At 67.5% G+C, this 13,548-nt stretch carries 9 protein-coding genes; 7 read left to right on the top strand and 2 right to left on the bottom strand.

Features of this window, described 5'->3' with window-relative positions; translation table 11 throughout:
- Positions 1-91 precede the first annotated feature (91 nt).
- On the top strand, positions 92-991 hold the full coding sequence (gene argF / locus ACNSN4_RS09125) for an ornithine carbamoyltransferase (protein ID WP_418285507.1): 900 nt from the start codon (positions 92-94) through the stop codon (positions 989-991).
- 444 nt (positions 992-1,435) lie between these two features.
- Here argF and tatC (ACNSN4_RS09120) read toward each other — a convergent pair whose 3' ends face one another.
- Entirely contained in the window at positions 1,436-2,566 is a 1,131-nt protein-coding gene (tatC, locus tag ACNSN4_RS09120; protein ID WP_418285506.1) for a twin-arginine translocase subunit TatC, read from the bottom strand.
- A 263-nt stretch (positions 2,567-2,829) separates the two neighbouring features.
- On the opposite strand from tatC (ACNSN4_RS09120), the gene tatC (ACNSN4_RS09115) reads away from it, so the two are divergent.
- From tatC (ACNSN4_RS09115) to ACNSN4_RS09100, 4 genes are all read left to right on the top strand, one after another.
- On the top strand, positions 2,830-5,076 hold the full coding sequence (gene tatC, locus ACNSN4_RS09115; RefSeq protein ID WP_418285505.1) for a twin-arginine translocase subunit TatC: 2,247 nt from the start codon (positions 2,830-2,832) through the stop codon (positions 5,074-5,076).
- A gap of 116 nt (positions 5,077-5,192) precedes the next feature.
- Positions 5,193-8,147 (top strand): excinuclease ABC subunit UvrA, encoded by a 2,955-nt coding sequence (gene uvrA, locus ACNSN4_RS09110; RefSeq protein ID WP_418285504.1) that lies wholly within the window; start codon positions 5,193-5,195, stop codon positions 8,145-8,147.
- Positions 8,148-8,225: 78 nt separating this feature from the next.
- Positions 8,226-9,494 carry a magnesium transporter gene (locus ACNSN4_RS09105; RefSeq protein WP_418285503.1) on the top strand — a complete coding sequence of 423 codons (1,269 nt, stop codon included), beginning with the start codon at positions 8,226-8,228 and terminating at the stop codon, positions 9,492-9,494.
- Between the two features lie 140 nt (positions 9,495-9,634).
- Positions 9,635-10,015 (top strand): RidA family protein, encoded by a 381-nt coding sequence (locus tag ACNSN4_RS09100; RefSeq protein ID WP_418285502.1) that lies wholly within the window; start codon positions 9,635-9,637, stop codon positions 10,013-10,015.
- 35 nt (positions 10,016-10,050) lie between these two features.
- On the opposite strand, the gene ACNSN4_RS09095 is transcribed toward ACNSN4_RS09100, so the two are convergent.
- Complete coding sequence (locus tag ACNSN4_RS09095; protein ID WP_418285501.1) at positions 10,051-12,087, bottom strand: MutS-related protein; 2,037 nt, start codon at positions 12,085-12,087, stop codon at positions 10,051-10,053.
- Positions 12,088-12,183: 96 nt separating this feature from the next.
- Between ACNSN4_RS09095 and larE the strand changes: the two genes are divergently transcribed.
- Together larE and ACNSN4_RS09085 are read left to right on the top strand one after the other, a co-directional pair.
- Entirely contained in the window at positions 12,184-13,173 is a 990-nt protein-coding gene (gene larE, locus ACNSN4_RS09090) for an ATP-dependent sacrificial sulfur transferase LarE (protein WP_418285500.1), read from the top strand.
- 93 nt (positions 13,174-13,266) lie between these two features.
- Positions 13,267-13,470, top strand: coding sequence for a hypothetical protein (locus ACNSN4_RS09085; protein ID WP_418285499.1), 204 nt, complete (start codon positions 13,267-13,269; stop codon positions 13,468-13,470).
- Positions 13,471-13,548 lie beyond the last annotated feature (78 nt).

The following is a 13,548-nucleotide window of genomic DNA, read 5'->3' as shown; positions in this document are numbered from 1 at the left end:
GCCGCGGCGCCGCTTCCTTTTGAACGAACGCGTCTCGCCACCGACGACTGACCGTACCGCTGTCACGCAGCACTCTCGCCACACCAACCCAATGCCACTCGCTACCGACGACTTCCTCGACATCGACGACGTGACGCCCGCCGAACTGGACGCCCTGCTCAATCGCGCCGCCGCGATGAAGGCCGGGGAGACCGATCCCCGCCTCGCGGACGCGACGCTCGGGATGATCTTCGAGAAGCCCTCGACGCGAACCCGCGTCTCCTTCGAGACGGGCATGACCCGGCTCGGCGGCCACGCGATGTTCCTCGGCCCGGACGACATCCAACTCGGGCACGGCGAGCCGCTTCGCGACACCGCTCGCGTGCTCGGACGGTACGTCGACGGGGTGATGGCGCGACTGTTCGACCACGAGGACGTCGAGGTGCTCGCCGAGTACGCCGACTGCCCCGTGATCAACGGGCTCACCGACGAGGCGCACCCCTGTCAGACGCTCGCCGACCTCCTGACCATCCGGGAGACGGTCGGCGAGGACGCCACGGTCGCCTGGGTCGGCGACGGCAACAACGTCGGGCAGTCGTTCGTCGTCGGCGCGGCGATGGCCGGGATCGACGTGTCGGTCGCCACCCCCGCCGAGTACGGGATGGACGCGGACGTGTTCGAGCGGGCCGCCGCGTTCGGCGCGGACGTCGAGCCGACGACGGACCCCGAGGCCGCGATCGACGGGGCCGACGTCGTGTACACCGACGTGTGGATCTCGATGGGACAGGAGGACGAGCGCCACGAGAAGCTCGCCGCCTTCGACGGCTTCCAGCTGAACGCCGACCTGCTGGCGGGGACCGACGCGAAGGTGATGCACTGCCTGCCCGCACACCGCGGCGAGGAGGTCACGGACGACGTGCTCGAATCCGATCGTTCCCTCGTCTGGGACCAAGCCGAAAACCGGATGCACGCGCAGAACGCGCTGCTCGTCGAGCTGCTCGGCGGGGAGTGAGAGGGGAACGGGAACCGGTTGGACCGCGACTTGTTTATAAGAAGATATGCGGTGGCGTGCGCCTGCGAGCGCCCCGCGGGCGCGAGCAGCCCGCACGAGGGACGCGGCGACCGGAGGGAGCCGCGAGGCTGGGGAGGTGAGGGGTGCGGTTGCGGTGCGGGTGGGACTCAAAGGGGCAACCGCGAGGACGAAGCTCGGCGTAGCAAGCACCGCAGCGAGTGAGCGGAGCGAACGACTGAGGACCGCAGCGAGTCACGCGAGTCGTCGCGGCTGGGGCTTTGGAAATGTTCATCGTCGCTCTGTCGGAGACCGCTTATAAGCGAGCGACTGGGGCTTTGGAAGTGTTCACCGTCGGTCCGCTATCGATGGTTTATAAACGAGCAGCCGGAGACTTGGAGGCCGTCACTGAGGCCATAATCTGATAATAAAAACCAGAGCCGCGATCTAGTTCCCGGTCCAGCGCAGGATCGCGAGCGTCCCCTCGAAGAGGACGATCATCGTGAGCGTCACGATGATCGGAGCCATCCCGGTCGGGTCCGGACTGAAGAGGAAGGCGATTCCGAGGAACGCACCCCAGAAGATCAGCCGCTTGTCTTCCAGCCACCGGCGGGTAACGAGGTTCATCATGATCGCGAGCATGATGAAAAGCGGGATCTGGAAGACGATCGCCATGAACGCGAGCATGATGACGATCAGGTTGAACGTCTCCGCGAGTCCGAAGGCGATCGTCGCGGCGTCGGCGGTGTACGTGGTGAAATACGAGAAGATCGCGGGCAACACGAGGAAGTGCGCGAACGCGGCCCCGATCGTACCCAACACGAGGCTCGTCGGCACCGCCGCGAGGTAGTAGCGACGCTCGTGGTCGTACAGTCCGGGCTTCATGAACCGATAGGTCTGGTAGACGAACGCCGGAAGACCGACGATGACGCCTGCAATGCCAGCGACCTTCAGCCGCGTGAGCGGGAGTTCGAGGGGACCGTACAGCCGCGGGCGGTTCTCGGTCGGCGCGGGGATGTGGTAGTCCCAGAAGTAGTTGATGAGCGCCGTCGACTCCGTCACGACGACGAGCGTCGCGAGGCCGCCGAGGAGGAAGACGACGGCGAGTCGACGCATCATCTCCTCGATGTGCGCCGCCAGCGGCATCTCCTCGTCCGTCTCCGGACCCTCTATGCCCGCGAACGACTCGTCATCGTCGACCGTCGCGGAGGCGTCGTCGACTGTTGCGGGGGCCCCCCCGTCGCCGAGGCTCTCGACGTCGTCGGCGTCATCGTCCCCCTCCGTCGAGCCGTCATCCCCCTCCGTCGAGCCGTCATCGTCTCCCTCGCTGTTCTCCCTGTCTGCGTCCGCATCGTCCGTTCCTTCAGCAGCTGCGTCGCTCGGATCAGGAACCTCACCGTCGTTAGCGGTGGTTCCGGTGGTAACCTCAGGTGTTACCTCCGAAGTCACCTCGCTCTCGACAGATTCGGTATCGACGGAGTCAGCGTCAGCGGAGTCGGCACCGTCGCTGTCGACCTCGTCGACCGGATCGTCGGCCGGGTCCGAGGGCTCGTCACGCGACCGGTCCGAGTCGTCCATTCAGGTCAACTACGCAACCGGGAGATTATAGGCCTTTTCGGATAGACGCGAGCGCGACTGCCGACCGGCGGCCCGCCGATACCCCGGATATCCCCGATAGCCCGCCGACAGCCGCGGTTCTACTGACAGTCACGGTTCCGCCGCCGACACGTCGTCAAGTGTCAATGACCTGTCAACAGCTACCCCCACCGCTCCCGTCACACCCGAGGCGTGCCCATCGTCATCCGAAAAGGTTGATAACAACGACGGACTTCGGACTCCGTATGGCGAGTGCCCTCGACGAGGATACCCAGGAGTCCCTCGCAGAGGGACGTGAGTCGGCGAAGGCGTTCCTTCGGTCGGTCCAGAAGGACCTCCAGAAGGTGTTTATCGTCTTCCTGCTGGGCTTTCTCGCGACGTTCTGGGCGCTTCGCGTGTACGTCTGGGACGCTCTCAGAAGAGTCACCGAGGCGAACATGAGCCCCGCGGTGGCCGCAGAAGCCGACGTCATCGCGACGACGCCGTTCGAGGTGATCCTGCTCCAAGCGAAGATCGGACTGATAATCGGCGCGATAGTCGCGATCCCGCCGTTCATCTACGTCGCCCGCGACGAGCTCCGCGCCCGCGGCGCGTGGCCGCAGTCGCCCGTCCCGCGCTGGAAGCTCGCCGCGATATTCCTCCTCGGAGCCGTGCTCTTCACGGTCGGCGTCGCCTACGGCGTCTTCGCTTTCTTCCCGATCATGTTCTCCTTCCTGGCCGGATTCGGCCTCGAGGCCGGCATCCAGCCCACCTACGGGATCGTGATGTGGACGGAGTTCATCGTCTTCCTCTCGCTGTCCTTCGGACTGGCCGGGCAGATGCCGCTTCTGGTCACCGGTCTCTCGTACTCCGGGATCGTCCAGTACGAGACGTTCCGCGACAAGTGGCGCTACGCGGTCGTCGCGATCTTCGTCTTCGGCGCGCTGTTCTCGCCGCCGGACCCGTTCACGCAGCTGATGTGGGCGTTCCCGCTCATCGCGCTGTACGGGTTCAGTCTCTACCTCGCGAAGCTCGTCGTGACGGCCCAACGCAGCTCCGACCGCATCGACGTCCCTGCCGCCGCGCTGAATCACTGGAACGTCGTCGGCGGGGCCGCCGTGCTCGGTGCCGGCCTCGTGTACGCCTTCTACGAGTACGGCGGTCGAACCGGCGTCAACGACCTGCTTCGGTGGGTCGGAAGCGACTGGCGGTTCCTCGAACCGGGCGCGGGGCTCGGCGTCGACCCGCTCACGGCCGCCGCGATCTACGCCGTCGCGTGGGGTCTCGCGTTCACGCTCGTCGCCGTGCTGTGGGCCGTTTACACCGACCTCGACACGACAAGCGCGGGGTACCAGTACGGCGATCCGGCCGCCATCGACGTTGGCGAACTCGATGCAGCGGGAGTCCGCGCCGCCCCCGACGCCGCCTTCGCGGAGATGGAGGAACCGGAGTCGCTCGCGCTCGCGCAGGCCGCGATCGACGACGACGATCCTGAGAAGGCACAGGCGATCCTCGACCGGTTCGACGCCGTGAACGACGGAGTCGATGGCGAAGACGGAGGCGGCGAGGGCGAGGAGGCAGACGCGGGGGACGGCGAGGGAGGCAACGCCACGAGCGGGGGGGACACCGGCGGGCAAGGCGGCCTTATGGGAGCGATGCAGGACCGCAGCTCGCGGGCGAGCTCGACGTTCCTCTCCGAGCTCACCGACGGCGAGGGCGAGGACGCCGAAGACGACATCGGCGGCTACTACAAGGATCTCAAGTTCATCTTCGACTCGCTGCGGTCGCGCTCGTTCCGACTCGTCGCCGTCTTCGGCGGCGTGATGGCGCTCGCGTTCACGTGGCTGTACCTCGGCGGGCTCGCGACGGTCCGGAACGACCTCGAACGGCGCGTCCCCGAGGCGGTCGGCGGCGGGATCAACATCATCACGCTCCACCCGGTCGAGGCGCTGATCTTCATGGTGAAGTTCTCGGTGTTGCTCGGCATCATCGCGGTGTTCCCGTTCCTGCTGTACTACGCGTGGCCGGCGCTCCGCGAGCGCGGCTTCGTCGCGGGCCGGATCTATCAGGTGTACCTCTGGGCTGGCGCGCTGCTTGCCGGCCTGCTCGGCGGCTTCGCACTGGGATACGCGTACATCGCACCGGGGATCATCGGCTGGCTCGTCACCGACGCCGAGCTGGCGAACATGATCATCACCTACCAGGTGAGCGACTTCTTCTGGCTCGTCATCTACACCACGATCGGGATCGGCTTCCTCGCCGATATCCCGGTGGCGATGGTCCTGCTGAACAAAGCGGGCGTCCCGTACGACGCCTTCCGCGGTCGCTGGCGCGAGGTCACCGTCGGAATCATGCTGTTCGCGGCGGTGTTCACCCCCGCGGACGTGATCACGATGTTCCTCGCGACGCTTCCGCTGATGGCGGCGTACGGCGTCGGCATCGGCGTGCTCTTCCTCGTCACCTTCGGCGGGCGGCGGAACCTTTCGCCGCCGGCGGAGTTCGTCGGGCGCTGAGCGGCACCGCGCTCCTCGCATCTCGTCGATAGACCCCTTATGAGGCCCGCAACCACTGAAAAGAGGCGGCCGAGACCGACGGGTATTCCCGCGCGCGGGCGCAGTATATAGATGAAATGAGTAAGGACTACATCGAGGTCCGCGGCGCCGAGGAGCACAACCTCAAGGACCTCGACGTCCGGATCCCGCGCGAGGAGTTCACCGTCGTGACCGGGCTCTCCGGGTCGGGGAAGTCGTCGCTCGCGTTCGACACCGTCTACGCCGAGGGACAGCGCCGGTACATCGAGTCGCTGTCGGCGTACGCCCGCAACTTCCTCGGGCAGATGGACAAGCCGCAGGTCGAGGCCGTCGAGGGGCTCTCGCCCGCCATCTCCATCGACCAGAAGAACGCCGCGAACAACCCCCGCTCAACTGTGGGGACCGTCACCGAACTGCACGACTACCTCCGGCTGCTATACGCCCGGATCGGCACCCAGTACGATCCGATCACCGGCGAAGAGGTCGGCGAGCAGTCCGCACAGGACATGGTGGCCCAGATCCTCGAACTCCCGGAGGGGACCCGCGCGAAGATCGCCGCGCCGGTCGTCCGCGACCAGAAAGGTGCGTTCGAAGATCTCTTCGAGGAGCTCGTCGCCGACGGGTACGCCCGCGTCGAGGTCGACGGCGAGCCGACGGACCTGACCTTGGACGACCCCGACCTCGACCAGAACTACGACCACACGATCGACGTGATCGTCGACCGCGTGCAGGTGTCGCCCGACGCCCGCTCGCGGATCACGGACTCCGTCGAGACCGCACTGGAGGAGGCCGGCGGCGCCCTCAAGCTGATCGTCCCGGATCCGCCGACCGACGTGCCGTTCGCCTCGAACACCCGCTCGACGGGATCGCTGGCGGCGGACGCCGAGGCCGATGACCGGCTCGTCGTCGAGTTCTCCGAGGAGCTCGGCAACCCCAACTCCGACTTCCACTTTTCCGCCATCGAAACCCGGTCGTTCTCCTTTAACAGCCCGTACGGGGCCTGCCCGGAGTGTGAGGGGATCGGCTCGACGAAGGAGGTCGACGAGGACCTCGTGATCGAGGACCCGACGAAGCCGCTGAAACACGTCTTCGAGGCGTGGTCGTACAACCGCTCGTACTACCGGACGCGGATCGACAACGTCGCCGAACACTTCGGCGTCTCGGTCGACACGCCGTGGAACGAGCTCGAGACGGACGTCCAGCGGCAGTTCCTCTACGGCACCGACCGACAGGTCGTGTTCACGCGACAGACGAAGAACGGCACCCGCCGCAAAGAGAAGCGCTTCGAGGGCGTCATCCCCAACCTCGAACGCCGCCACGTCGAGACCGACTCGCAGTCGACCCGCGAACACATCGAGGAGTACATGGCCGTGACGACGTGTCCCGAGTGCGAGGGAACTCGTCTCAAGGAGCAGTCCCGGCACGTGCTGGTCGACGACACCCCGATCACCGAAGTGAACCGGCTGTCGATCAGCGACGCGCGGCGTCACTTCGAGGGGATGGAGGAACGGCTCGGCGAGCGCGACACGAAGATCGCCGAGGAGATTTTAAAAGAGATCCGCGCCCGACTCGGCTTCATGGAGGAGGTCGGCTTGGACTACATCACGCTCGACCGGGAGGCCTCGACGCTCTCCGGCGGCGAGAGCCAGCGGATTCGGCTCGCGACGCAGGTCGGCTCGGGGCTCGTCGGCGTCCTCTACGTCCTCGACGAGCCGTCCATCGGACTGCACCAGCGCGACAACGACCGCCTGCTCGACACGCTCACCGGGCTCCGCGACCTGGGCAACACGCTCGTCGTCGTCGAGCACGACGAGGAGACGATGCGGCGCGCCGACCACGTGATCGACATGGGCCCCGGCCCCGGCAAGCGCGGCGGCGAGGTCGTCGCGGAGGGCGAGTTCGACGACATCGTCGCCGCGGACGACTCGATCACGGCCGACTACCTCTCGGGGCGCAAGGAGATCCCGGTGCCCGAGGAGCGCCGTGAGCCCGACGGCGAACTCGCGGTGCGGGGCGCTCGCCAGCACAACCTCAAAGACCTCGACGTGCCGGTTCCGCTCGGCACGCTCACGGCCGTCACCGGCGTCTCCGGCTCCGGGAAGTCGACGCTGATCCACGACATTCTTTATAAAGGACTCGTGCGCGAGATGAACGACAACACCTCCGTCGACCCCGGAGAGCACGACGCGATCGACGGGATGTCGGAGATAGAAACGGTGCGGCTCATCGACCAGTCGCCGATCGGGCGGACGCCCCGCTCGAACCCCGCGACGTACACGGACGTGTTCGATTACGTCCGCGAGCTGTTCGCCGAGACCAAGCTCTCGAAGCGGCGGGGCTACGAGAAGGGCCGCTTCTCTTTTAACGTGAAAGGGGGTCGCTGTGAGGAGTGCGGGGGGCAGGGCACCGTCAAAATCGAGATGAACTTCCTCTCGGACGTGTACGTACCCTGCGAGCAGTGCGGCGGCGCGCGCTACAACGACGAGACGCTCGACGTGGAGTACAAGGGCGCGACCATCGCCGACGTGCTCGACATGAGCGTCGACGAGGCGTACGACTTCTTCAAGAGTCATCAGGGACTCCAGCGTCGGCTGAAGCTCTTGAAAGACGTCGGGCTCGGCTACATGGAGCTCGGCCAGCCCTCCACCACCCTTTCGGGAGGTGAGGCCCAGCGCGTGAAGCTCGCCGAGGAGCTCGGAAAGAAGGCGACCGGCGACACGCTCTACCTGCTGGACGAGCCGACGACGGGGCTTCACAAGGAGGACGAGCGCAAGCTGATCGACGTGCTCCACCGGCTCGTCGACGGGGGGAACGCGGTCGTCGTCATCGAGCACGAGCTGGATCTGGTGAAAAACGCCGACCACGTCATCGACCTCGGGCCGGAGGGCGGCGAGGGCGGCGGCGAGCTCGTCGCGAGCGGGACCCCGGAGGAGATCGCTCGAAACGACGACTCGCACACGGGGCGGTATCTCCGAGACCTGCTTCCCGGAGTCGAGTTGGAGGGGCCGCGCGACGACCGGCGAAAGCCGGCGAAGGCGGCCGGTGACGACTGAGACGACGCCGGTCGAAAGCGGTTCACAGAACGGTTCCGATGTCGCTGTTGTTTAGTGGTCGCCCTACACCCTCCGTGTATGGAGCAGCAGACGGAATCGACACGGGAGGCGATCGCCATGTCGGAGCGGCCGGGAGACGTGTTCACGTCGCTCCCGGAGCGGGAGTGGCGTGATACCTTCTTCGCGCTCACGCCCGACGTGAGAGCCGCTGTCGCGAGCGACATGAGTCGCACGGAACTGGAGGCGTTCCTCGACCGGCTCGACCCCGACGAGATCACAGATGTGCTCGGATACGTCGACGAGGAGACCCGCGAGACGCTGCTCGCGACGCTCGATGCCGCTCGACGCGAGAAGGTCGACTTCCTCCTGTCGTTCGATCCCGAGAGCGCGGCCGGTGTGATGAACCTCGATTACGTCACCGTCGACGCCGACCGATCGTTCGAGGCGGTGACGGAACGCGTCCGGCGCTTCAGGGAGCGGACCGACCGGATACCGACGATCTTCGTCACCGAGGACGACAGACTCCTCGGAGAGCTCCCCGGGGCGGCGCTCTCGACTGCCGATCCGAAGACGGACGCGGTCACCGACTACGTACAGGAGACGCCGTCCGTTCGGTACGACAGCGAAGACGAGGACGTGCTGGCGGTGTTCCGGGAGAACAGCGAGCGAACTGTCGCGGTGCTCGACGAGGAGGATGACATTCTCGGCGTGATTTACGCGAGCGACCTCCTCCGACTGATCGGCGAGGCCGCCGGGGAGACGCTGTACGAGTTCACGGGCGTCGCCGAAGAGGAAAGCGTCCTCGACGGTCCCCTGGTGAAAGTCCAGCGACGGTATAAGTGGCTCATTCTCAACCTCGGGACCGCGTTCATGGCCGCCGCAGTCGTCGGGCTCTTCGAGGCGACGATCACCCAGATCGCGATCCTCGCCGCGTACATGCCCGTCGTCGCCGGAATGGGAGGGAACGCGGGGACACAGTCGATGGCGGTCACCGTCCGCGGTATCTCGCTCGGGCAGGTGTCGCTTTCGACCGGCAAGCGCGTCATCGCGAACGAGGTCATCGCCGGGGCGGCGAACGGGGTCATCACCGGAGCGCTCGTGGCGGCCATCGCAACCGCGTTCTCGTACGGCGAGTTCGCGTTCTTCCTCGGCGCAGTTATCGGGATCTCGATGGTCGCGAACCTCGTCATCGCCGGGTTCTTCGGCGCGCTCACGCCGCTGGTACTCGACCGACTCGGGTACGACCCCGCGACCTCCGCGACGATCTTCATCACCACGGCGACTGACGTGCTGGGCTTCTTCGTCTTCCTCGGGCTGGCGCGGGCGGTCCTGTTGCCGTTGCTATAGGCGAAGACCGAATGTTCCGGAGTGCGGCCGACACACTTCCGGGGGAATCCCGAGCGATCCCCGTGACAAGAACGGAGTTCCGCTCGAATCTCCCTCTGCGACCCGCATCTTGATGTGCGGACGCGTCGTCAGTCCGAGCGATGCGAGAGATCACGACAGACGACGTGCCGGAGGCGCTCGGCCCGTACTCGCAGGGGATCGTCTCCGGTGACACGGTCCACGTTTCGGGGAAGACGGGCGTGAATCCCGACACGGGCGAGGCGCCAGAGTCGGTGGCCGAACAGACGACACAGACCCTCGCGAACGTCGCCGCGATACTGGAGGCGGCCGGTACGTCGACCGATTCGATCGTCACCGCGACGGTATACCTCACCGACATGGACGACTACGACGCGGTGAACGAGGCGTACCGGTCGTTCCTCTCGGAGCCGTATCCGGCGAGAACCTGCGTCGAGGTGTCCCGGCTCCCCGCGCCGCTCGACGTCGAGATCACGGTCACGGCGGAACTCGGCGACGACTGAGCCCGAACGACCAGCCGAGCCCGGGACGACCCCGCTCAGAACTTCTCCAGCAGCTCCCCGTAGAAGTCGGTGTCGCGGTCCGCTGCGAGTTTCTCGACGATGAGTTCCGGCGTCGACCGCGCGAGGTGCCCCTTCCGCGGCGAGCGGTTCACCCGGAGTTCGCCCTCGACGAGTCCCTCGGCCTCGATCCCGTCGACGGCGACGTCGAAGTCGGCCGCGTCGCAGATCTCGCGGGCGAGGTGCGAGACGAACACCGCGGTCGCGTTCTGCCCGTCGAGCGCCTCCAGAATGCCGGCGATGATCTTCGCGGACGCACCGGGCTCCGTGATCGACTCCAGCTCGTCGACCAAGACGAGCCGACCGTCCGCGCCCTCGACGAGGTCGCCGAAGTCCCGGAGGGTCGCCTCGAACGCGCCGGCGTCGAGGGTTCCCTGCGATTTGGCGTAGTAGTGAATCTCCTCGAAGCGCTCGACGCTGGCAGACGCCGCGGGAACGGGCAGTCCCATCTGCGCGAGGACGACGACCAAGGCGACCAGATCGAGCGTGGAGGTCTTTCCGCCGGAGTTGACGCCGGAGAGAAGCGTCGCCCCCGAGACGGCGTAGTCGATCGGCTCGACCTCGGCGAACTCGACGTCGAGGAGGGGCGAGCGTCCGCCTTCGATGCGGAAGCCCATCTCCTCGCCGTCCGCGGCAGCCGGCTCACCGCCTTCACTCGGCCCGACCACCTCGGGCATGACGCAGTCGAAGTCGCGGGCGAACCGCGCGATCGACAGTTCCACGTCGAGTTCGAGCGCGTCGCCGACGAGCGCTTCGACGGGCTCGCGAAGCTCGCCGAGATCGGCGGCGAGCTCCGACTTCAGTCGGGTTGCCCGCCTGTCGCGCGCGGCCGAAAGCTCGGTTTGAAGCCGAGAGACGGCGGTCTCGTCGTGGTCGACCGGAAACGACGGGTCGTCGCCGAAGATCCGGTCGGACAGCTCTGCCTCCTCCGGCTTCAGCCGGAGCGCGTCGGCGAGGTGCTCGCGGGCGCGCGCCATCGCGTCGTCGTACTCGTCGGCCAGCTCGCGGTCCAGAAGCGAGTCGACGCGCGCCCCCTGCTCGACGAGCGAGAGGAAGTCGGTCCCCTCGATCGTCACGTCGCGTTCGCGGATCGCCTCCCGGAGGCGGTCGTCGGCGACGGACTCGGCGGTCGACACCGCGGCGTCGAGGTCGTCGACGGCGGCGGTGAGCCGCGCCAACTCGTCGTCGCCGACGATCGTCCCGTCCTCGTCGAGCCGCGAGAGGGCGTCACGGAGCGCGTCGAGGTCCGCGGCCGGACCGTCGGACGTGACCGGCGTACCCGCGGCCGCAGCGGCCTCGTGAACCGTTGCGGCCGCCTCCAGCCGCTCGCGGTTCGCGGCGAAGAAGGCGAGCAGGCGCTCGGGGACCGTCTCCGCGGGCGCGTCGAGGGCGTCCGGTCGAACGTGAATGTCGCCCTCGACGTCGAGCCCGGCGAACTCCTCGTCTAAGACGATCACGGTCGCGTAGGACCTCGCGAGCTCGTCGATATCGCGGGTGTTCTCGACGGTTTCGACCGAAAGCTCGGGGACGGCGGCCTCCGCGCGGGCGAGGGTTTCGGCGTCCGCGCTGGCGAGACAACGGTCACGCACGCGGACCGTCGGAGGGTCGGTGAGCGGCTCCACGCTGGCGAGTGCGTCGCGGACGGCCGGGTCAGGCGTCCGTTTCATTGCCCCCGCGACGAACGACTGGGCCTCATCGATCCGCGAGGCGGCGGCGCTGGGGTAGAACGTCTCCAGCCGCTTCGCGGCGTAGTCGGTGACGGTTCGCTCGCGCAGCAACTCGATCGCCGAGCGGTACACCTCGCGGGCGCGATCGGTCGCGAGCACGCGCCCGTCGTCCCCGTGACGGCGGCGGATCGCGCCGCGAGCGATCCGGGCCGCGCGGGCCTCGTTGACGCCCGGTGCGCGAGCGATCGCGGCGACGTCACCGGACTCTACCGTGCCGATCGGGTCGTCGAGCTCGCGCAGCGCGTCGGCGGTCTTCGCGCCGACGCCGGGGATCGCCTCCAACTCCATCTACTCGCGGGTATCGCGGCAACGCGCAAAAGGGTAGGGGGTCGAGCGGTGGTCTCGGCCGACGTGCTTTTTCCCGCCGACCGCGAACCCGAGGTCATGACACGAGACTCGCTCGCCGTCGACGGGAACGAGGACGGAGAGCTCGCTCCGGAGACGGCGGCGAAGGCGCGGACCGCCCGCGACGCGCTCGGCGAGTGCGACGCGGTCCTCGTCGCCTTTTCCGGCGGCGTCGACTCGTCGGTGGTCGCGGCGCTCGCCGCGGACGCCCTCGGCGACGACGCGGTGGCGTGTACCGCGCGGAGCGAGACGCTCCCGGCCGCGGAGCTCGACGACGCGGAGCGCGTCGCGGGGGAGATCGGCATCCGCCACGAGACGGTCACGTTCTCCGAGCTCGACGACCCGAACTTCGTCGCCAACGACGGCGACCGCTGTTACCACTGTCGGACGATGCGACTCGGTCGGATGTACGAGACGGCGACGGAGCTGGGGATCGGTACCGTCTGCGACGGGACGAACGCGGACGACCCCGGCGAAGGACACCGTCCCGGGCTCCGTGCGGTCGAGGAGCTCGACGTGTTCTCACCGCTTCTCGACGCCGGGATCACGAAGCGCGAGGTGCGGGCCATCGCCGAGGCGTACGGCCTCTCCGTGGCCGACAAGCCGTCGATGGCGTGTCTCTCCTCGCGGATTCCGACCGGCCTGGAGGTCACCGAAGCGCGGCTGACTCGCGTGGAGAAGGCCGAACGACTGCTCCGCAAGTGGGGGTTCGAGGGGTTCCGCGTCCGCGACCACGACGGGCTCGCGCGCGTCGAGATCGCCCCGGACGAACTGGAGCGCGCGCTCGATCCGGCGTTCGCCGACGCCGTCCACGAACATCTCACCGACCTCGGCTTCGAGTACGTCACCCTCGACATGGCCGGCTATCGAACCGGGAGCGTGAGCCCGGCCGGAGAGGCGACGGAGGGCGGCGCTGAGCCGGACGGAAGCGCTGAGCCGGACGACGTCGACAGCGAAAACGAGGGCGGGGCGGACGAGAGCGACCCCGACGAACCGACGGTCGATCTGGGACGGCAGTACCCGCGGTAGCCGGAGCGTCCCACTACGACGGCCCGAGCGGCCGTTATCACCCGAGAGAACCCGGCGCGAACGCTTATGTAGTCTGTTGTGAAATCGACAGCTATGAGCGAGGCCAAGACGCTCGCGGTCATCGCCGGCGGCGTCGGCGGCGCGGTCGGCGCGTTCGTCGGGGTGAGCGTCGGCGGCGACGCGCTCGCGGTGACGCTGACGACGCTCGTCGTCGCGGTGATCGTCGGTGCGCTCGTCATCGCGAGTGCCGTGATCGCCGGTGATGTCGAGTTCTTTGCGAACGCCGACGGCGAGTGAGCCTCCCGACCGCGTCGCGGTCGTGAGCGAATCCTGCCCCGGTGCCCGTCGCTTATGTGTACGCACCCGAACAAGGTG

This window comes from Halorubrum marinum, from assembly GCF_048381195.1.
Taxonomy (GTDB): Archaea; Halobacteriota; Halobacteria; order Halobacteriales; family Haloferacaceae; genus Halorubrum.
Note: the sequence above shows the minus strand (reverse complement) of the source record. Positions and strands in the feature narration are given on the sequence as shown.